Below are 19,349 nucleotides of genomic sequence, written 5' to 3' on the forward strand. Positions count from 1 at the left end.
CACAGCTTACACTTTCTTGGAGCAGAACAGTAAATTCAAACCTGCCAGAATCAATGCCTAATTTCCGAGTTCACGTTAAGTATGATCGCTTTCCTGTGGCTGACGCTGGCCCAGTTTTCCCTGGCACAAAGCAATCAGATATCCGTGCACGACCCGGTGATCATCAAGCAGGACGACACCTATTACATTTTTGCTACAGGCCCCGGTATTGCGGTCTGGTCATCAAAGGACATGCAGCACTGGAACAGGGGAAAAAAGCGTTTTTGCAGCGGCTCCAAAATGGGCTGATGCGGTAGTGCCCGGCTTTGAGAATCACATCTGGGCCCCGGATATTTCATACCACAACGGCCAGTATTACCTCTATTACTCCGTCTCTGCTTTCGCCAAAAATACCTCCGCTATAGGCGTGGCCACTAACAAAACACTGCACCCCAACGACCCGAATTTCAAGTGGGTAGATCATGGCATCGTGGTGGAGTCGGTGCCCGGCCGCGACATGTGGAATGCGATCGATCCGAACCTTGCCTTGGATGAACAAGGGCAGCCTTGGCTGGCGTTCGGCTCCTTTTGGAAAGGTATAAAGCTCGTTCGGCTGAAGCCGGACCTGCTGTCCATCGCCCAACAGCCGCAGGAGTGGTATACGCTTGTGGAGAGAGCCCGCGCCGATACACTGGATGAAAGAGATCCGGGCGATGGTGCTGTAGAAGCTCCCTTTATTGTGAAGAAAGTGAAGAAAGGCAAGTACTTTTATCTTTTCACCTCCTTCGACCTCTGCTGCCGTGGCGCTCAGAGCACCTATAAAATGATGGTAGGGAGAGCTGAAAAAATCACAGGACCATACCTAGATAAAGAAGGGAAGAAAATGACGCAGGGAGGAGGAAGCCTGCTGCTACAGGGCGACAAAGAATGGTATGGTGTAGGCCACAATGCTGTCTACAGCGAGAATGGCCAGGACTACCTCATCTTCCATGCTTACGATGCTAAAGATAACGGCAAACCCAAATTACGAATAGAGAAGCTGACATGGGACAAAAACGGCTGGCCAGTAGTGCAGCGTCAGAATTCGGCTACCGGGAAGCAGTAGCCGTAAGTGCGATTTAATGAAAGTATAGCAGAAGTATAAACCGGGATGCGGCTTCAGGCAAGTATAAAGCTAGGCTAACTGCTGTCTCTGATAATAAATGTATTTTTTACAATAATAACTTTTTAGTTATTTTCAATACCATTATATTTGATTGGAGTGTTTGGTAGTTTTCAGCACTTTAGGTCTTGCAGATTCTAGGTATGGGGCCAAAATTGTGGGAGTGGTATAAGTTTGTGGCTGGCGCTAGCTGAAATGAAATAATTATCTATGACAAAGCATCATATCATCGCATGCTGCATGGCAGCAGGCTTGTTAGCCGCTCCTGCCGGTGCTTTTGCACAAGCAACCAAGGTTTTCACCGTGAAAGCAGATCAGGTGAAAGCAACGATACAGCCTACCATGTGGGGGCTCTTTTTTGAAGACATCAACATGGGCGCAGACGGCGGCATTTATGCCGAGCTGGTGAAGAACCGCTCTTTTGAATTCTACAATCCGATGATGGGCTGGAAAGAACTGCAGAAGGATGGTGGCCGTGGCAAAGTGCTGGTGCTGAACCAGGAAGCCATCAATCCCATCAACCGGCATTATGTTCGGATTGAGTCAACTTCTGACCAGGCCAACTACGGTATCTCTAACGAAGGCTTCCGCGGGATAGGCATCAGGAAAGGCGACCAGTACAACTTCTCGGTGCTGGCACGCCAGCAGGAAGGCAGCAATGTGGCGCTGGTAGTGGAACTGGTAAACCCAGAGGGCAAATCGATCGGTACGGGAACAGTAACGCCACAGGGCACGCAGTGGAAAACCTATAAGGTGAGCTTTACGGCAACCGACACTGCACCAAAGGCACAGCTCAACGTGTGGTCCAAGGGCAAAGGCACCATCGATCTGGACATGATTTCGCTTTTTCCGGACGCAACCTGGAAGCACCGCGCCAATGGCCTGCGTGCCGACATGGTGCAGCTGCTGGCCGATATGAAGCCGGGCTTCCTGCGCTTCCCCGGCGGCTGTATTGTAGAGGGCCGTACGCTGGACGAGCGGTTTCAGTGGAAGAAAACTATCGGTCCGGTAGCTAATCGGGAGCTGATCGTGAACCGCTGGAACACAGAGTTCAATCACCGCCCCACCCCGGACTATTACCAGTCTTTTGGCCTGGGCTTTTTTGAGTATTTTCAGTTAGCTGAAGACATTGGGGCGGAGCCGCTGCCGATTCTGAACTGCGGCATGGCCTGCGAGTTTAACACAGCCGAAGTGGTGCCGCTAGACCAGCTGGAGCCCTTCATACAGGACGCGCTGGACTTGGTGGAGTTTGCCAATGGCCCCGTTTCGTCGCCGTGGGGTAAGAAACGCGCCGACATGGGCCATCCGGCGCCATTTAATATGAAGTACCTGGGCGTAGGCAACGAGCAGTGGGGCGAGCAGTACATCGACCGCTATAAAATGTTTGAAAAAGTCCTGCACGATAAATACCCGGACCTGGAATTGGTGACCACCACCGGTCCTTTCCCGGAGGGCAAGGAGTTCGATTACCTGAATACGACCTTGCGAAGTATGAAAGACGAGGACGTGGATATCATTGACGAGCACTATTACAAGCCGCCGCAGTGGTTCCAGGATAACGCCACCCGCTACGACAACTACGACCGCAAAGGACCTAAAATATTTGCGGGCGAGTATGCCGCGCAATCCGTAGCGATTGCCAGCCCGGACAACAAGAATAACTGGAACACGGCTATGTCGGAGGCTGCCTTTATGACCGGACTCGAGCGCAATGCCGATGTGGTGGTAATGGCTTCCTATGCCCCGCTGTTTGCCCATGTGGAAGGCTGGCAGTGGACGCCGGACCTGATCTGGGTAGATAACCTCCGCTCGTACGGCACGCCCAATTACCAGGTGCAGAAGCTGTTCTCGACCAACAAAGGAACGCAGGTGGTGCCGGTGCTGCTACAAAACAAGGCTGTTACAGGCCAGGAGGGTTTGTTCGCCACGGCCAGTATCGACAGCAAGACAAACGAGTTGATCCTGAAAGTGGTGAACACCACCGCGAAGGTGCAGGCGAGTGAGTTTGTAGTGGATGGCGCGAAGAAACTCGCCCGCAGCGGCACCCTGACAGTGCTGCAAAGCGACAACCTGGACCAGGTAAATTCCTTTGAGCACCCAGATGCCGTGAGCCCCGTGCAGAAGCCGGTGCAGGTGAAGGGCGGCAAAGTGAATGTGTCGCTGCAACCCTATTCGGTGAACGTGATCAGGGTAAAGCTGTCGTAGTGGCCAGCGAAGTATAAACGCCGCAACGGAGACAAGTATAAAAAGAATCAAAATAGAGCATCATGAAGAAAACCTTACTAGGCGCGCTGCTGCTGGTTGGCAGCTTGTCGGCCAACGCCCAAACCACGGCCCAATTGGAGGCGAAGCCAGCAAAAGAGGTGGTGATTAACCGCAACATTTACGGCCATTTTGCCGAGCACCTGGGGCGCAGCATTTATGGCGGCTTTTACGTGGGCGAAGGCAACACCAAAATTCCCAACACCAACGGCGTGCGCAACGACGTGGTGGAGGCGCTGAAGAAGCTGAAGATACCAAACCTGCGCTGGCCGGGCGGCTGCTTCGCTGACACCTACCACTGGAAAGACGGCGTAGGTCCGAAAGACAAGCGCCCGACGATTGTAAACACTTGGTGGGGCGGCGTGACGGAGAACAACAGCTTTGGTACGCACGACTTCCTGAACATGTGCGAGCTGCTGGGCGCCGAGCCGTACCTGGCCGGCAACGTAGGCAGCGGCACGGTACAGGAGCTAGTGGACTGGGTGCAGTACGTGAACTTCGCGGGGGAGAGCCCCATGTCGAAGTGGCGCCGCGAGAATGGGCGCGACAAGCCGTGGGACGTGAAGTTCTGGGGCGTGGGCAACGAGGCCTGGGGCTGCGGCGGCAATATGACCGCCGAGTATTATGCCGACGTGTACCGCAAGTATGCCACCTTCATGTCGGGCTGGAGCCAGGACGGCCACATCTTCCGTATTGCCTCCGGGGCCAACGGCGACGATTACCACTGGACGGAAGTGCTGATGAAAAACATCCCGCAGCATTTGATAGAAGGCGTGGCGCTGCACTATTATTCCGTGATAGACTGGAGCAAGAAAGGTCCGGCTACCGGCTTTTCAGAGGAGCAGTACTTTACAACCATGAAGCGGGCCCTGCGCATGGAGGAGCTCGTGACGAAGCATGCCGCCATCATGGACAAGTATGATCCCGAGAAGAAGATAGCCTTGGTGGTGGACGAGTGGGGCGGCTGGTATGATGTGGAGCCCGGCACCAACCCTGGTTTCCTGTACCAGCAGAATACGATGCGCGATGCCATGATTGCCGGCTCCACGCTCAACATCTTCAACAACCACTCCGACCGCGTCCGAATGGCGAACCTTGCCCAGGCCATTAACGTGCTGCAGTCGGTGATCCTGACGGATGAGGAAAAGATGATCTTAACGCCGACCTACCACGTGATGGAGATGTACAACGTGCACCAGGATGCAGAACTGCTGCCCCTCACCATCAAAAGCGACGACTATACATTCGGCAACGACAAACTATCGGCTGTTTCCGGCTCGGCTTCAAAAGACAAGAACGGGCTGACGCACGTTTCGCTGGTGAACATTGACGCGCACAAGCCACAGGAAATTACGATTGATGTGGACGGCGCCAAGTATAAAAACGTGTCCGGCCGCATCCTCACCTCCCAAAGCATCCAGGACCACAACACCTTCCAGAATCCGGAAAAAATTAAGCCGCAGACATTTAAAGGCGCTAAGCTGAAAAACGGTTCGCTACAGGTAAAACTGCCGCCGTTCTCAGTGGTGGTGCTGGAGCTGAAATAATAAGCTTTTATACTTCTGTTGAAAGAGACAGGTATGTAGAAAACGCTTTCGGCTGCCATCCAAGCTATTGCCAAGGTGTAGGGGCGCAAATTTTGCGCCCCTACTTTTATCATCTAACCTGATTTATACTTCATGAGCTCGAACATCATTTATAAATCCTGCAGTTTACTGGCAGTTGCTACTTTGCTGTTGTCGGGTCCGGTCGTGGCGCATTCAAGTATAACCAGCCCGGCAGATACCGTCATCCACGCTACCGGAAATCCCATCATCACCCACAAGTATACCGCCGACCCGGCAGCGCTGGTTTACAAGGATAAAGTATACCTGTACACCGGCCATGACGAGGCGGCACCAGGGCGCGAGCAGTATGTGATGCAGAACTGGCTTGTGTTCTCATCGCCGGATATGGTGACGTGGACGGAGCACCCGGTGCCGCTGTCGGTAAAGGATTTTAAGTGGGCGAAAGGTGATGCCTGGGCCTCGCAGGTGGTGGAGCGCAACGGCAAGTTTTACTGGTACGTGGCCGTAGAGCATAGCTCCAAACCGGGCAAAGCTATCGGCGTGGCGGTGGCAGACAGTCCAATCGGTCCGTTCAAAGATGCGCGCGGCTCGGCCCTCATCACCAACGATATGACCAAGGCCACGGATATTACCTGGGACGACATCGACCCGACCGTGTTTGTGGATGACGACGGGCAGGCCTACCTTTACTGGGGCAACACCGCCTGCTACTATGCCAAACTGAAGGACAACATGGTGGAACTGGACGGGCCAATACACACCGTGAAGCTGCCGAATTTTACCGAAGCCCCCTGGCTACACAAGCATAACGGCTGGTACTATCTGTCCTACGCTTACCAATTCCCCGAAAAAACCGCCTACGCCATGAGTCGCCACATCGAAGGGCCGTGGGAGTACAAGGGCATCCTGAACGAGCTGGCCGGCAACTCCAACACCAACCACCAGGCCATCATCGACTTTAAAGGCAAATCATACTTCATCTATCACAACGGCGGCATCCAACCCACCGGCAGCAGCTTTCACCGCTCCGTTTGCATCGACTATTTATACTATAACCCGGACGGCACAATGAAGCGGGTGCAGATGACCACAGAAGGCGTGCAGCCGGCAAAAGGGAAGTAAGCACAGGAGTATGGACAGGATGAGTTTACCTGTCTTTTACTGATGCCTGAGTATACCTGTAGGCCTTTCAGCGCCTGGGATAACTTTAGCAGGAGAGATGTGCTTTGTTAATTGCTAGGAAAAGCAGGAACAAGGCGTGCTTTTCCCGTATAGTATACTTTTGAATTAGAAGTATAACGAATGAAAGTTTCTGCAAAAGCATTTCTGTTCGATCTGAACGGAACGATAATAGATGACATGCATTATCATGCCGAGGCCTGGCACGAGGTGATAGATGATGTGTTGGAAGCCAAACTAAGCTGGGATGAGGTACGGAAGCAAATGTATGGCAAGAACAGCGAAGTATTGGCCCGCATATTCGGAGAGGATCACTTTTCGAAGGAGCAGGTGCATGAACTGTCGATGGAGAAGGAGCAGCGCTACCAAGATGCCTACAGACCACACATGAAGCTGATCGACGGGCTGCACGACTTTCTGGAAGCAGCGGATGCCCATGAAGTGAAGTCAGCAATTGCCTCCGCTGCCATTACCGGCAATGTCGATTTTATACTGGATAACCTCTCGATTCGCCGCTACTTTGATGCCGTGGTGAGTGCCGACGATGTGGAAACCAGCAAGCCCGACCCGGAAACCTTTTTGAAGGCCGCTGAAAAGCTCCAAACAAAACCGGCTGATTGCATCGTATTTGAGGATGCACCGAAAGGCGTAGAGGCCGCCCAAAACGCAGGTATGAAATGCGTGGTGATCACCACGGCGCACCCCAAAGAGGACTTTGAGAAGTATGACAATGTCATCGCCTGCATCGCTGATTACACAGATCCTTTTATCCAGGATTTCTTTAAGGAGTAAGGTATTGAATGGGTGCCAGTGCCAGCAGCTGTGTTATGTGCAAAAGAACAGCAAAATAATACGATAAGCTATCAATAAAAACAAAGACAGCAGGCGTTCACCTGCTGTCTTTGTTTTTAGGCGCTTCTTTGCTGTAACAGTTCTTTCAGTGCCTCGAAGCTGTTCGGCATTGGTACTAGCTTTTCTTCTTTTAACAGAAACGCCTGGAGCTTGGGCGGAACAGAGATGGTTTCTTCCAGCGTATCTTCCATCACCTCCTTGAACTTAGCTGGGTGTGCCGTTTCCAGGAAAACAGCTACGGCAGGTTCCTGATTCTCTCTCATATATTGCTTTACACCGCTGTAAGCCACTGCCCCGTGCGGGTCCAGCAGGTAATGGTGCTGCCGGTATACTTGCCGGATGGCCTGGCGGGTTTCTTCATCGGTGAAGGTATAGCCGGAAATGCTGTCGCGGAAGCGCTGGAGTTCCCCGCCAAACAGGGCGCTCATGCGGGCATAGTTGCTCGGGTTGCCAACGTCCATGGCATTGCTGATGGTCTGTACAGAAGGGCGGGCCTCGTACAATCCTGTTTCGAGGTACTGCGGCACCACATCGTTGGCGTTCGTGGCAGCTACAAAGCGATGCACGGGCAGGCCCATAGCGGCTGCCAGCAAGCCCCCCGTCAGGTTGCCGAAGTTGCCGCTGGGCACGCCGAAGATCACCGGCTTTTGTAGTTGCTGCACCTGCCCATAGGCCCAGAAATAATAAAAGGACTGCGGGATGAGCCGGGCGATGTTGATGCTGTTGGCTGACGTGAGTACATGCTGTTCGTTGAGCGCTTTATCGCCCAGAGCCTGCTTGGCGAGTCGCTGGCAGTCATCGAAAGTGCCGTCTACCTCGATCGCCGTAATGTTGCCGCCCCAGGTGGTCAGCTGCTTCTGTTGCAACTGGCTTACTTTGCCCTTCGGGAAAAGAATGTATACTTCGATGCCCGGCACATTATAGAAACCGGCCGCCACGGCACTGCCGGTATCGCCGGAGGTAGCTACGATTACCTTTAGCGTTTCGCTTTTGTCGCGGGTAAAGTAAGCGAGCAGGCGCGACATAAAGCGGCCGCCAACATCCTTGAACGCCATTGTCGGGCCATGGAACAGCTCCATACTATAGACGTTCTGCTCCACCTCCACCACCGGAATTTCAAAATTGAGCGTTTCTTCTAGCAGCGGCTTCAGCATTTCGGCGGGTACATCGTCTGCTAAAAGCGCAGAAGCTACCGTAAAGGCCATTTGCTGCAACGACTGCTGGTGCAACGTTTCAAAAAAGGCGGCAGGCAGCGTGGGAATATGCGCAGGCATGTATAAGCCGCCATCTTCGGCCAGGCCTTTGAGCACGGCGTGTTGTAGCGGCGCCTCCGCTGCCTGTTGGTTGGTACTGAAATAATGCATCTTGTTTGATTTAAGCTACTGCTGTGTGGAACTGTTCAACCAACGGGCCGCCCAGGTTAATTTCAGAAACATAGGTAGTGCAGCCAATGCCGGCATTGGCGAGTTTAGCGGCCAGCGCCTCAGTTACGTTTCGGGCGATTGTGGCGCTGGTGCACAGGGCAAAAACAGAGGGACCGGAGCCGGAGATGCCGAAGCCCAGCGCCTGCTGCTCCAGCGCCAGTTGGCGCATGTCATAAAAGCAAGGGATAAGCATCGCCCGCACCGGCTCAATAATTACGTCCTGCATGCTGCGGCTGATCAGGCTCAGGTCGTTGGTGCAGAAGCCTGCTACCAGGCCCGCTACGTTGCCCCACTGCGTAACGGCATCGCGCAGCGGCACATTGGTTTTTAGAATCTTTCGCGCCTCTTTTGTAGGGATTTCCACGTGCGGGTATACCAGGGCACAAGCCAGCCCCTCCGGCACCGGCAGCTTCACCACATCCAGCGGATTATAGCTCCGGATCAGCACCAAACCGCCGAGCAGGGCAGGAGCCACATTATCAGCGTGGGCATTACCGCAGGCCAGGCGCTCACCTTCCCGGGCAAAAGGCAGCAGTTGTTCCTGGGTAAGCGGGCGGCCCATTAGTTCGTTTATGGCCACCAGGCCAGCCACGGCACTAGCTGAACTGGAGCCGAGTCCGCTCCCAAAAGGCATCTGTTTGTAGAGTTCTATACTAACGCCCTGCTCCACGCCGATGTGCCGGAGGTAGTTTATCACGACTGCACTAACGGTATTCCGTTCCGGTTCGCGGGGCAGGCGGCCTTCGTCTCCTTCAATTACATCCAGGGTTACACGCCGGCTATCGTTCAGGTGCATGATCACTTCGTCGCCGGGCGCATTTACGGCAAAGCCCAGCACATCATACCCGCAACTGACATTGGCAACGGTAGCCGGGGCAAACACTTTTATTGATTTCATAAGTATAACTGTCTGGTTTACTAATAGGCCGCCACCCGTACCAGGTCTGCCAGTACGCCGGCAGCGGTTACTTCTGCCCCTGCACCGGGACCTTTAATCACCATCGGGTTCAGAAAATAGCGATCAGTGGTAAAAGAGATAATATTGTCGCTGCCTGATAAATTATAGAAAGGATGCTCAGGACCTACCAGTAGCAACTCTACTCTTACTTTCCCTTCCTCCAATGCGCCGATGTAGCGCAGCACCTTATTTTCAGAGGCGGCCTGCTGCTTGAGCTTGTTAAAGTGTTCCTCCGATTGCTCCAGCTCCTGGTAAAATGCGTCTACAGATGGTGCTGTCAGGCAATTCTCCGGAAGTATAGGCTGAATCTGCACGTCCTGCAGCTCCACCGGTAAGCCCGTTTCGCGGGCCAGTATCAGCATCTTGCGGGCAAAATCCAGTCCGCTGAGGTCATCGCGCGGATCCGGCTCCGTAAAGCCTTTCTGCTGCGCCTCTTTAACCACCTCGGCAAAGGTGCGGTCTCCTTTATATTCATTAAAGATAAACGAGATAGTTCCGGATAAGATGGCTTCGATCTTCAGCACCTGATCGCCGCTGATCAGCAGATCGTGCAGCGTTTTAATAATCGGCAGACCTGCCCCCACGTTGGTTTCGAACAGGTAGTCCACGCCATACTTGCGCACTAATTGTTTGTTGCGGTTATACTCGGCAAAAGTGCCGCTGTTGCCGATCTTGTTGCAGGTAACCACCGAGAAGCTTTGCTGAAACAAATGGCTGTAGGTGTTGGCTACTTCGGCACTGCCGGTATTATCTATAAAAACAGAGTTGGGTAGGTTCAGCGATACGGCTTCCGAAATAAACTGCTCCAGGTTGCTTTGTTCGCCCTCCTGCAGGTGCTGCTGCCAGACTGCCAGCGGAATGCCTTCCCGGTTCCAGGTCATCTTTCGCCGGTTGCACACCCCTGCCAGGTTCACCTTCAGATGGCGGCCTGACTCCAGGTAGGCCTGGTGCTGCTCCAGCTGTTTCAGCAGGGTAGCGCCGATATTGCCGGTGCCGCAGCAAAAGACATTCAGTGTTTTTACCGGCGACAGGAATAGTGCATCGTGCACTGAGTTCAGGGCTTTGGACAAATCCTCGCGGCTCACCACCACCGAAATATTCAGCTCAGAAGAGCCCTGTGCAATGGCGCTCACGTTGACGCCGCTGCGACCCAGGGCGCTGAACAGCTTGCCTGACAGCCCAATAGCCTGCCGCATGTTCTCGCCCACGATCGCCATCACACTATAGCCTTCGTCTATCTCGGGCTTGGTCAGCTTGCCGGTTAGCAGTTCATACTCAAACTCCGCCTCTATGGCTTGCCGGGCCGCTTCCACATCCTCCGGCGACACCGCCAGCGTGATGCTGTGCTCGGAGCTGGCCTGCGTGATCAGGATAACATTCACATTTCCTTGTGCCAGCGCACCAAACAGGCGGCCGCTAAAGCCCTTGTGTCCCACCATGCCGCCGCCCTGCACATTGATCATACTTATCACAGGTATAGACGTAATGCCCTTCACCAGCGAACCGTTTGCCGAAGACTGCGGCCCGATCACAGTTCCTTCAAATGCGGCATTAAACGTGTTTTTAACGACCAGCGGGATGTTTTTAGAGATAGCCGGCAGCATGGTGGGCGGGTGAATCACCTTGGCCCCGAAATAAGATAACTCAATAGCCTCGTTGTAAGACAGGCTCTTTAGCGAGAAAGCTTTTTTCACGAGGCGCGGATCCGCGGTCATAAAGCCATCCACATCCGTCCAGATCTGCACCTCGTCAGCATCTACGGCAGCACCTACAATGGCGGCCGTATAGTCGGAGCCGCCGCGCCCCAGGGTGGTGGTGTTGCCCTGCGCATCAGAAGCAATAAAGCCTGTGATAACCGGAATTGCCCCACTGTGCTGCTGGAAGAACTCCTGGATGAGCTGGTTGGAAAGGGACTCATTCAGCACTGCTTTGCCGTAAGTGCTATCCGTTTTGATGAACTGGCGGGCATCGGCAAAAACAGCATTGCCACATTTTTCATTGATCACATACGATATGGTATAGTTAGAGCAAAGCTCTCCGTAGGCCACCACCCGATCGCGGATGCGGGGCGATACTTCTTCCAGTGCCCTGACACCGGCTAATAGCTCCTCTAGTTCATTGAAGTAAATCTTTAGGCCCAGCAAAACCTGGTTCTGGTGCTTTACCTCCAGCAGCGCTTTCACAATTGCGAAATGGCGATCTTCAATGGCTTTTAATTCGGAGGTATACTCTTTTCCCGTAGCTGTTTCAGAAACAACCTGTAAGAGCGTGTTGGTAACGCCGCTCAGGGCAGAGCACACCAGGGCCAGGGGTTCGCCGCCTCTTTGCTGCTCATTTACAATTTCTACCAGCGTGCTGATCGCCTGCGCTGAACTGACCGAAGTACCTCCGAATTTCAGGATTTTCATATCGTATGGTGTTAAATCAAAAGAGCCTTCCCCGTTTTTCGAGGAAGGCTCTTAGCTTATTTACGAAGTATCTTAACTTCTTTTGCTATCGTTTGCCGTTCCCCATGGGCCATACCCGGTCGTTCCGGTAATCATAAAGATTCCGGTAATAATGCCCGTGGTAGAAAATGTGTGTTGGCTCATAGGTTTTGCAAGTATAAAGCTTTTTTGAAAGTTTACTATCAAAACACCTGTTTTATTAAAATAAATTTTACAAAAAGGAACATACGTTGATAGCATTTGGCAACACTTTTACTCTTGGTTAGCCGCCAGGATTTGCGCTATAGGCCGTTTTTTAACAGGCAGTGCTGGCAAAGATAAAAAGGAGCAGCATGCCTCTTTGCAAAACCTACTCTGCATTGCTTCCTCTGTCCTGAACATGAAACTAATCATATCCAGCTGTGATGATTTCAAAAGCACATTAGCTGGCAGCAAGAATAAAACCTGTTAACAGAATGGGCAAAAAGCCGTGTACGACGTGAGCGCTGCCGCAAGAAAGTGGGTTCTTTTTAGAGTTTGATATTGTATTTTGTAAATTGGTAAGTTGTTGATATTTAACCTGTTAATATGTTGTGAGCAGATTTTAGAAATAGTAGCCAAGTATAGAACGTGTTTCCGAAAGCAGGGGTAGCCGCTGTACTTTTGAAGGACATTGAAGGTATGGTTTGCCTGCACCGGCATTATTCTTATTGATCTTGTACAGGTACAGACCAGACCTCTAACTGAATATAGGCAGGTGTTGCAGAGCGGTTGCAGCGCACCTGTCTTATACTATAAAATCTGAATCACTTAAAGAATGGCACTAAACAAGTATAGCCGCCTATACACGCAGGACGACAGCCTGCCCGCTTCACAAGCCATGCTCATCGGCTCCGGCTTATCGGAAGAAGACCTGCGCAAACCTTTTGTAGGCATCTGCTCCACCGGCTTTGAAGGCAACACCTGTAACATGCACCTCGACGGACTAGCCGATGAGGTAAAGAAAGGTGTCGGTGAGTTAGGTATGGTCGGGCTGCGTTTCAATACGATTGGCGTCAGCGACGGTATCACGAACGGCACCGAAGGCATGCGTTATTCGCTGGTTTCGCGGGAGGTGATCGCCGATTCTATCGAAACGATCTCAGGTGCCCATAACTATGATGCGCTGGCTTGCGTGGTGGGCTGCGATAAAAACATGCCCGGCTCCCTTATTGCCATGGCCCGCCTCAACCGGCCCTCGCTCATGGTGTATGGCGGCACCATCAAAGGCGGTATGTTCAAAGGCGAAAAGCTGAACATCGTGTCCTGCTTTGAAGCGTATGGCCAGAAACTGAATGGCAACATATCGGAGGAAGATTACCGGGGCATTATCCGTAATGCCTGTCCCGGACCGGGTGCCTGCGGTGGTATGTATACCGCCAACACGATGGCCTCTGCGGCCGAAGCACTGGGTATGGCCATTCCTTATACCTCCTCTTTACCGGCGGTGAGCCAGGAGAAAGTAGAGGAATGCCTCCAGACGGGCCATTACCTGTTCAACCTGTTAGAGAAAGATATCAAACCAAGCGACATTCTGGTGCGGGAGGCATTTGAGAATGCCATGGTCCTGATCACCGTCCTTGGCGGATCAACGAATGCAGTGATTCACCTGATTGCCATCGCCAGTGCGGCTGGTATTAAACTGACGCTGGAAGATTTCCAGGCAGTGAGCAACCGCGTGCCGGTGCTTGGCGACCTGAAGCCAAGCGGCAAGTACCTGATGGAAGATCTTTGCGCCGTGGGCGGCGTGCCGGCGGTGATGAAGACGCTGCTGAACGCAGGGCTCATCAACGGCGACCTGTTGACGGTAACCGGCAAAACAGTAGCTGAGAACCTGGCCAATGTGAAGCCGCTGGGCGAAGAGCAGGACCTGCTGCGGCCATTCTCTAACCCGATCAAAGCAGACGGACATATACAAATTTTATACGGCAACCTGGCCACCAAAGGCGGCGTGGCCAAGATAACAGGAAAAGAAGGCCTGCAATTCCAGGGGCCAGCGGTGGTATTCGATTCGGAAGAAGAACTGAACGAAGGGCTGAAAGCGGGCCGGGTAAAGGCCGGTAATGTGGTGGTGATCCGCTATGTCGGTCCGAAAGGCGGCCCGGGAATGCCGGAAATGCTCAAACCAACTTCTGCCATTATGGGGGCCGGTTTAGGCGATAAAGTAGCCATGGTAACGGATGGCCGCTTTTCCGGTGGCACGCACGGGTTTGTGATCGGCCATGTGTGTCCGGAAGCATTTGACGGTGGCAACATCGCTTTGGTAGAAGAGGGAGACACCATCACCCTGGATGCCGCTACCAACACCATTCACCTGCACGTAGACGACGCCCTGCTGGAACTGCGCCGTAGCAAATGGGTTGCCCCGGCACCACGCGTAAAAAGAGGAGTGCTTCAGAAGTACATCAGAACCGTGAGCGATGCCAGCCACGGATGTATAACCGATTTAGAAGAGGCCTATGTTAACGAAAGAGAAACCACAAGCTCCGGAATTGCTTGAGGATATAAAAACAACGTCAGGGGCGGAGGCGCTTATCATGGCGCTGCTCGAAGAAAAAGTGGATACCATCTTCGGCTATCCGGGCGGGGCCATCATGCCCATCTATGATGCGCTGTATGATTACCGGGACAAACTTAACCATGTGCTGGTGCGCCACGAGCAGGGCAGTATCCATGCGGGGCAGGGCTATGCCCGCGCCTCCGGTAAAGTAGGGGTGATATTTGCCACCAGTGGCCCCGGCGCTACCAACCTGGTGACAGGGCTGGCAGATGCCATGATCGACAGCACTCCGCTGGTGTGTATTACCGGGCAGGTATACGCACACCTGTTGGGGACCGATGCTTTTCAGGAGGCCGATGTGGTGAGCATTACGGCAGCTGTGACCAAGTGGAACTACCAGGTAACAGAAGCAGAGGAGATTCCGGAAGTGCTGGCTAAAGCTTTTTACATTGCCAGAAGCGGCCGCCCCGGTCCGGTATTGATCGACATAACAAAGAACGCGCAGCTGCAGCAGTTCAACTTCGAAGGCTATACGTGCTGCCAGCACATCCGCAGCTACCGGCCAAAGCCCATTGTGCGCAAAGAATACATTGCGCAGGCAGCCGAACTGATAAACCAGGCGCAGAAGCCTTTTGTGCTGTGGGGCCAGGGCGTGATGCTGGGCTCTGCCGAGCAGGAATTTAAAGCCTTTATAGAGAAAGCAGGCATCCCGGCCGCCTGGACCATTATGGGCGCGGGTGCCCTGCCAAGCGACCATTACCTGAACGTAGGTATGCTGGGCATGCACGGCAACTATGGCCCGAATGTGCTCACCAACGAGTGCGATGTGCTGATCGCTATCGGCATGCGCTTCGATGACCGGGTAACGGGGCGATTGGATAAGTATGCGAAGCAGGCAAAGGTCATTCACCTGGATATCGATCCTTCTGAGATAGATAAAAACGTGCAGACAACGGTGCCGGTGTGGGGCGACTGCAAAGAAACGCTGCCCCTGCTCACAGAATTGGTGCAGGAGAAGACGCATGCCGCCTGGCTGGAGAAATTCAGAACCTATGAAGCCGAAGAAGTAGCCGCTGTCATTCAGGAGGAGCTATACCCCACCTCCGGAGAACTGACGATGGGCGAGGTGTTGGAGCAACTAAACAGGCAAACCAACGGCGATGCCATTATTGTGAGCGACGTGGGCCAGCACCAGATGGTGGCCTGCCGCTACGCCAAACTCAACCACACCCGCAGCAATATTACGAGCGGTGGCCTGGGCACGATGGGCTTTGCGCTGCCAGCGGCAATTGGCGCCAAATTCGGTGCGCCGGACAGAACAGTGGTGGCCGTGGCCGGGGATGGCGGTTTTCAGATGACGCTGCAGGAACTCGGCACGATTATGCAGAGCGGCGCTAATGTGAAGATCATCATCCTGAACAACCAGTTTCTGGGCATGGTACGGCAGTGGCAGGAGCTTTTCCACGACCGCCGCTACTCTTTTGTAGACATCACCAGCCCCGACTTTGTAAAGGTGGCAAGCGGCTACGGCATTGCCGGAAGAAGCGTTTCGCAACGCGAGGACCTCGAAGGCGCTCTGAAAGAAATGCTGGCGCACCCCGGTTCTTTTCTGCTGGAGGTGATGGTGACCAAAGAAAACAATGTTTTCCCGATGGTGCCGCAGGGCTGCAGTGTGAGTGAGATCAGGTTGAAGTAATGTTTTTTGCGAAAGCAGAAACACCTAAAAGAATCAGCTATGAGTAATGCAAATCATATCGACAGGAAAGAGTTTAACATCACGGCTTATACCGAGAACCAGATCGGGCTGCTCAACCGCATCGCCATCATTTTCTCCAGGCGGAAAATCAATATCGAGAGCCTGAATACTTCTCCCTCTGAGATCGAGGGCATACACCGCTTTAACATTGTGATCAACGAAACAGAGGAAGTGGTGTCGAAGCTGGCGCGGCAGATAGAGAAGCAGGTGGAAGTGCTGAAAGTATACTACAACACCAACGACGAGGTGATCTGGCAGGAAATGGCGCTTTATAAAGTGCCGACCGATGTGATAGCCGAAAAAGCGCTGGTAGAACGGCTGCTCCGGGAAAACGGGGCGCGGGCCGTCGTGATCCGGAAAGACTACACGGTGTTTGAAACCACCGGTCACCGCGAAGAAACCGATAACCTGATCCGGGTACTGCAGCCGTACGGGCTGATTGAATTTGTGCGGAGCGCCCGCATCGCAATCATCAAAAACAGCGAAGGCTTTAACCGCAAACTGCGCGAGTTTGAGCAAACGGAGCCAAGCCATGAGGTAACAGAAAATGAGTACCTCAATAGCCGCGATAAGGTCTTTACCATGTAGTCTTCCCGGACAAAAGAGTTTGTGACAAAGGACAAAAGGACTTTATGCAGTAAAAGCCAGAGTTCAAAATGCTTGCAAGTCCTTTGGCCACCTACAGGTAAGTTTAAAGACAGAATTAGATTGAAGTATAAATAAGAATTGTCATTCTGAAAGAAGCTTGGTAGAAGGAAGGTTAAGCTATTGCGGCTCGCCCACAAGATCCTTCCAGGATGACAATTACCAGGCAGTAAAAACAAAGTATAAACCATAAAACTAGCTAGACACAAAATGGCAACTATCAATTTTGGAGGAGTAAACGAAACAGTAATCACCCGTGACGAATTCCCTCTTTCTAAAGCGCAGGAGGTTTTAAAAGACGAGGTTATCGCCGTAATCGGTTACGGCGTGCAGGGCCCCGGCCAGGCATTGAACATGCGCGACAATGGGTTTCATGTGATCGTTGGCCAGCGTAAAGGTTCTTCTTCCTGGGATAAAGCCGTGAGTGACGGTTTTGTGGAGGGTGAGACCTTGTTTTCTATCGAAGAGGCAGCAGAGCGCGGAACGATCCTGGTGAACCTGTTGTCGGATGCCGGACAGATTGCCGTATGGCCTACGCTGAAAGAAAAGCTGACTCCCGGTAAAACATTATACTTCTCGCACGGCTTCGGCATCACCTTCAAAGAGCAGACCAACATCATTCCTCCCGCTGATGTAGACGTGATCCTGGTGGCTCCGAAAGGCAGCGGCACCAGCCTGCGTCGTCTGTTCCTGGCGGGTGGCGGCCTCAACTCGTCGTTTGCCGTGTACCAGGATGCGACCGGTAAAGCGTATGAAAAAGCCATTGCCATGGGCATCGGTGTGGGTTCCGGTTACCTGTTTGAAACGGATTTCAAAAAAGAAGTATACAGCGACCTGACCGGCGAGCGTGGCGTGCTGATGGGTGCCCTGGCCGGTATCATCGAAGCACAGTACCAGGTGTTGCGCCAGCGCGGGCACTCTCCGTCTGAGGCCTTTAACGAAACGGTGGAAGAACTGACGCAAAGCCTGGTGCCCCTGGTAGGCGAAAATGGCATGGATTGGATGTTCTCTAACTGCTCCGTAACCGCACAGCGTGGTGCCCTGGATTGGAAAGGAAGATTCAGAGAAGCAACACTGCCGGTGCTGAACGAACTATACGACAGCGTTGCATCCGGTAAAGAGGCAGCGCGCACCATTCAGCGCGGTTCTAACCCCGGCTACCGCCAGGACCTGGAAGAAGAGCTGAAAGAACTGCGTGAATCAGAATTATGGCAAACCGGAGCGGTAGTGCGAAAGCTGCGCTCCAAGTAAAGTATAAGCAAATGCATAAAGATGTAGTTTCGTTTGATACGGTAGTGGAGCTGGTGAACGTCGAGAAGGCGGCAAGGAATCTGAAGGGCGTTATCTCCAAAACCCCGCTGTTGCTGAACCTCTCCCTGTCGGAGCAGTATGGCGCTAACATTTACCTCAAGCGCGAAGACCTGCAGATTGTCCGTTCCTACAAGATCAGAGGAGCTTACAACAAGATGTGCAGCCTGCCCCGCGAGGAGCAGCCCAACCTGGAGATTGTTTGCTCCAGCGCCGGAAACCATGCACAGGGCGTGGCCTATGCCTGCCAGCTGCTCGGTATCAAGGGCTACATCTTTATGCCTGCCAAAACACCTGCTCAAAAGGTAAACAAAGTACGCCTGTTTGGCAAAGATAAGGTGGAGGTGGTGCTGACCGGCAGCACCTACGACGATACTTTTCAGGCGGCCAAAGCTTTTTCGGATGAGCGCGGCAGCACCTTTATCCCGCCTTTTGATGATCTGGCGATTGTGGAGGGGCAGGCCACAGTAGGCCTGGAAATTCTCAAAAGTGCCGCTTTTTCCATCGATTACCTGTTTATGCCCATCGGCGGTGGCGGCCTGGCTGCAGGAGTTTCAAGCGTTTTCAAACAGCTCAGTCCGGATACAAAGCTCATCGGGGTGCAGCCGGCGGGCGCTCCTTCTATGTATCAGTCTGTGAAAGAAGGCAAACGCCTGATGCTGGACCAGATCGACAGTTTTGTGGATGGCGCGGCTGTAAAATGTCCCGGCAAGCTGACGTTTGAGATTTGCCGTGAGCTGCTCGATGACATTGTGCTGATCCCCGAAGGGCAGATTTGTGTGGATATCCTGAAAATGTATAACGAGGAAGGCGTGGTGCTGGAGCCTGCCGGTACCTTGTCTATCTCCGCACTGAAGACCTATGCGGAAGCGATAAAAGGCAAAAACGTAGTATGTGTGGTGAGCGGCAGTAACAACGACATCACCCGCATGGAGGACATCAAGGAGCGGGCGCTGCAACACCAGGGCCTCAAACATTACTTTATGGTGACGTTCAGTCAGCAGCCCGGCGCCCTGCGCACGTTTGTCAACAAGGTGCTCGACACGGACCAGGATATCATCCATTTCCAGTACATCAAGAAAAACAACAAGGAGAAAGGGCCAGTCTTTATCGGCATTGAAGTGAAGCAGCCGCACGATGTGGAGCAGATCAAGCAACGCATGGCCGAAGAGGGCTTTACCTACGAGTACCTCAACGGCAAACAGGATTTCCTGAGTCTGCTGGTGTAGCGGCTATACTTGTTTCCTTTGCAATCCTTTGCTGGCGCGGGTATTTTACCCGTGCCTTTTTA

The 19,349-nt window shown here is 53.0% G+C and carries 14 protein-coding genes; 11 read left to right on the forward strand and 3 right to left on the reverse strand.

Annotated elements, in window-relative coordinates; translation table 11 throughout:
* Positions 1 to 81 precede the first annotated feature (81 nt).
* From ABDW72_RS09810 to ABDW72_RS09835, 6 genes are all read left to right on the forward strand, one after another.
* Entirely contained in the window at positions 82 to 288 is a 207-nt protein-coding gene (locus ABDW72_RS09810) for a family 43 glycosylhydrolase (RefSeq protein ID WP_347158373.1), read from the forward strand.
* Positions 289 to 295: 7 nt separating this feature from the next.
* Positions 296 to 1,084 carry a family 43 glycosylhydrolase gene (locus ABDW72_RS09815; protein ID WP_347158374.1) on the forward strand — a complete coding sequence of 263 codons (789 nt, stop codon included), beginning with the start codon at positions 296 to 298 and terminating at the stop codon, positions 1,082 to 1,084.
* Positions 1,085 to 1,351: 267 nt separating this feature from the next.
* Positions 1,352 to 3,346, forward strand: a complete 1,995-nt coding sequence (locus tag ABDW72_RS09820; RefSeq protein WP_347158375.1) for an alpha-L-arabinofuranosidase C-terminal domain-containing protein — start codon at positions 1,352 to 1,354, stop codon at positions 3,344 to 3,346.
* Positions 3,347 to 3,408: 62 nt separating this feature from the next.
* Positions 3,409 to 4,950 carry an alpha-N-arabinofuranosidase gene (locus ABDW72_RS09825; protein ID WP_347158376.1) on the forward strand — a complete coding sequence of 514 codons (1,542 nt, stop codon included), beginning with the start codon at positions 3,409 to 3,411 and terminating at the stop codon, positions 4,948 to 4,950.
* A 132-nt stretch (positions 4,951 to 5,082) separates the two neighbouring features.
* On the forward strand, positions 5,083 to 6,093 hold the full coding sequence (locus tag ABDW72_RS09830; protein ID WP_347158377.1) for a glycoside hydrolase family 43 protein: 1,011 nt from the start codon (positions 5,083 to 5,085) through the stop codon (positions 6,091 to 6,093).
* A 180-nt stretch (positions 6,094 to 6,273) separates the two neighbouring features.
* Entirely contained in the window at positions 6,274 to 6,942 is a 669-nt protein-coding gene (locus ABDW72_RS09835) for an HAD family hydrolase (RefSeq protein ID WP_347158378.1), read from the forward strand.
* A 116-nt stretch (positions 6,943 to 7,058) separates the two neighbouring features.
* On the opposite strand, the gene thrC is transcribed toward ABDW72_RS09835, so the two are convergent.
* Genes thrC through thrA form a run of 3 tightly spaced genes read right to left on the reverse strand, consistent with a single transcriptional unit; the run spans position 7,059 to position 11,792 of the window.
* On the reverse strand, positions 7,059 to 8,366 hold the full coding sequence (gene thrC, locus ABDW72_RS09840; protein WP_347158379.1) for a threonine synthase: 1,308 nt from the start codon (positions 8,364 to 8,366) through the stop codon (positions 7,059 to 7,061).
* 10 nt (positions 8,367 to 8,376) lie between these two features.
* Positions 8,377 to 9,324, reverse strand: coding sequence for a homoserine kinase (locus tag ABDW72_RS09845; protein ID WP_347158380.1), 948 nt, complete (start codon positions 9,322 to 9,324; stop codon positions 8,377 to 8,379).
* A 20-nt stretch (positions 9,325 to 9,344) separates the two neighbouring features.
* On the reverse strand, positions 9,345 to 11,792 hold the full coding sequence (thrA, locus tag ABDW72_RS09850; protein WP_347158381.1) for a bifunctional aspartate kinase/homoserine dehydrogenase I: 2,448 nt from the start codon (positions 11,790 to 11,792) through the stop codon (positions 9,345 to 9,347).
* Between the two features lie 835 nt (positions 11,793 to 12,627).
* On the opposite strand from thrA, the gene ilvD reads away from it, so the two are divergent.
* From ilvD to ilvA, 5 genes are all read left to right on the forward strand, one after another.
* Positions 12,628 to 14,349, forward strand: a complete 1,722-nt coding sequence (gene ilvD, locus ABDW72_RS09855) for a dihydroxy-acid dehydratase (RefSeq protein WP_347158382.1) — start codon at positions 12,628 to 12,630, stop codon at positions 14,347 to 14,349.
* A complete protein-coding gene (gene ilvB / locus ABDW72_RS09860; protein ID WP_347158383.1) occupies positions 14,309 to 16,045 on the forward strand; it encodes a biosynthetic-type acetolactate synthase large subunit in 1,737 nt (578 codons plus the stop codon). The genes ilvD and ilvB overlap by 41 nt, the downstream gene beginning before the upstream one ends.
* Positions 16,046 to 16,084: 39 nt before the next feature.
* Entirely contained in the window at positions 16,085 to 16,693 is a 609-nt protein-coding gene (gene ilvN, locus ABDW72_RS09865; protein WP_347158384.1) for an acetolactate synthase small subunit, read from the forward strand.
* A gap of 267 nt (positions 16,694 to 16,960) precedes the next feature.
* Complete coding sequence (ilvC, locus tag ABDW72_RS09870) at positions 16,961 to 18,001, forward strand: ketol-acid reductoisomerase (protein ID WP_347158385.1); 1,041 nt, start codon at positions 16,961 to 16,963, stop codon at positions 17,999 to 18,001.
* Positions 18,002 to 18,012: 11 nt separating this feature from the next.
* Complete coding sequence (gene ilvA, locus ABDW72_RS09875) at positions 18,013 to 19,287, forward strand: threonine ammonia-lyase IlvA (protein WP_347158386.1); 1,275 nt, start codon at positions 18,013 to 18,015, stop codon at positions 19,285 to 19,287.
* The last annotated feature ends 62 nt before the right edge of the window (positions 19,288 to 19,349 follow it).

Source organism: Pontibacter chitinilyticus (assembly GCF_039748935.1).
Lineage (GTDB): Bacteria > Bacteroidota > Bacteroidia > Cytophagales > Hymenobacteraceae > Pontibacter > Pontibacter chitinilyticus.

Excerpts from the sequence above, each read along its gene's own strand:
- ABDW72_RS09825 (WP_347158376.1), top strand. The coding sequence starts at position 3,409 with ATGAAGAAAACCTTACTAGGCGCGCTGCTGCTGGTTGGCAGCTTGTCG.
- ilvA (WP_347158386.1), top strand. The coding sequence starts at position 18,013 with ATGCATAAAGATGTAGTTTCGTTTGATACGGTAGTGGAGCTGGTGAAC.
- ilvD (WP_347158382.1), top strand. The coding sequence starts at position 12,628 with ATGGCACTAAACAAGTATAGCCGCCTATACACGCAGGACGACAGCCTG.
- ABDW72_RS09820 (WP_347158375.1), top strand. The coding sequence starts at position 1,352 with ATGACAAAGCATCATATCATCGCATGCTGCATGGCAGCAGGCTTGTTA.
- ilvN (WP_347158384.1), top strand. The coding sequence starts at position 16,085 with ATGAGTAATGCAAATCATATCGACAGGAAAGAGTTTAACATCACGGCT.
- ABDW72_RS09830 (WP_347158377.1), top strand. The coding sequence starts at position 5,083 with ATGAGCTCGAACATCATTTATAAATCCTGCAGTTTACTGGCAGTTGCT.
- ilvB (WP_347158383.1), top strand. The coding sequence starts at position 14,309 with ATGTTAACGAAAGAGAAACCACAAGCTCCGGAATTGCTTGAGGATATA.
- thrC (WP_347158379.1), bottom strand. The coding sequence starts at position 8,366 with ATGCATTATTTCAGTACCAACCAACAGGCAGCGGAGGCGCCGCTACAA.
- ABDW72_RS09810 (WP_347158373.1), top strand. The coding sequence starts at position 82 with ATGATCGCTTTCCTGTGGCTGACGCTGGCCCAGTTTTCCCTGGCACAA.
- ilvC (WP_347158385.1), top strand. The coding sequence starts at position 16,961 with ATGGCAACTATCAATTTTGGAGGAGTAAACGAAACAGTAATCACCCGT.
- ABDW72_RS09835 (WP_347158378.1), top strand. The coding sequence starts at position 6,274 with ATGAAAGTTTCTGCAAAAGCATTTCTGTTCGATCTGAACGGAACGATA.
- ABDW72_RS09845 (WP_347158380.1), bottom strand. The coding sequence starts at position 9,324 with ATGAAATCAATAAAAGTGTTTGCCCCGGCTACCGTTGCCAATGTCAGT.
- thrA (WP_347158381.1), bottom strand. The coding sequence starts at position 11,792 with ATGAAAATCCTGAAATTCGGAGGTACTTCGGTCAGTTCAGCGCAGGCG.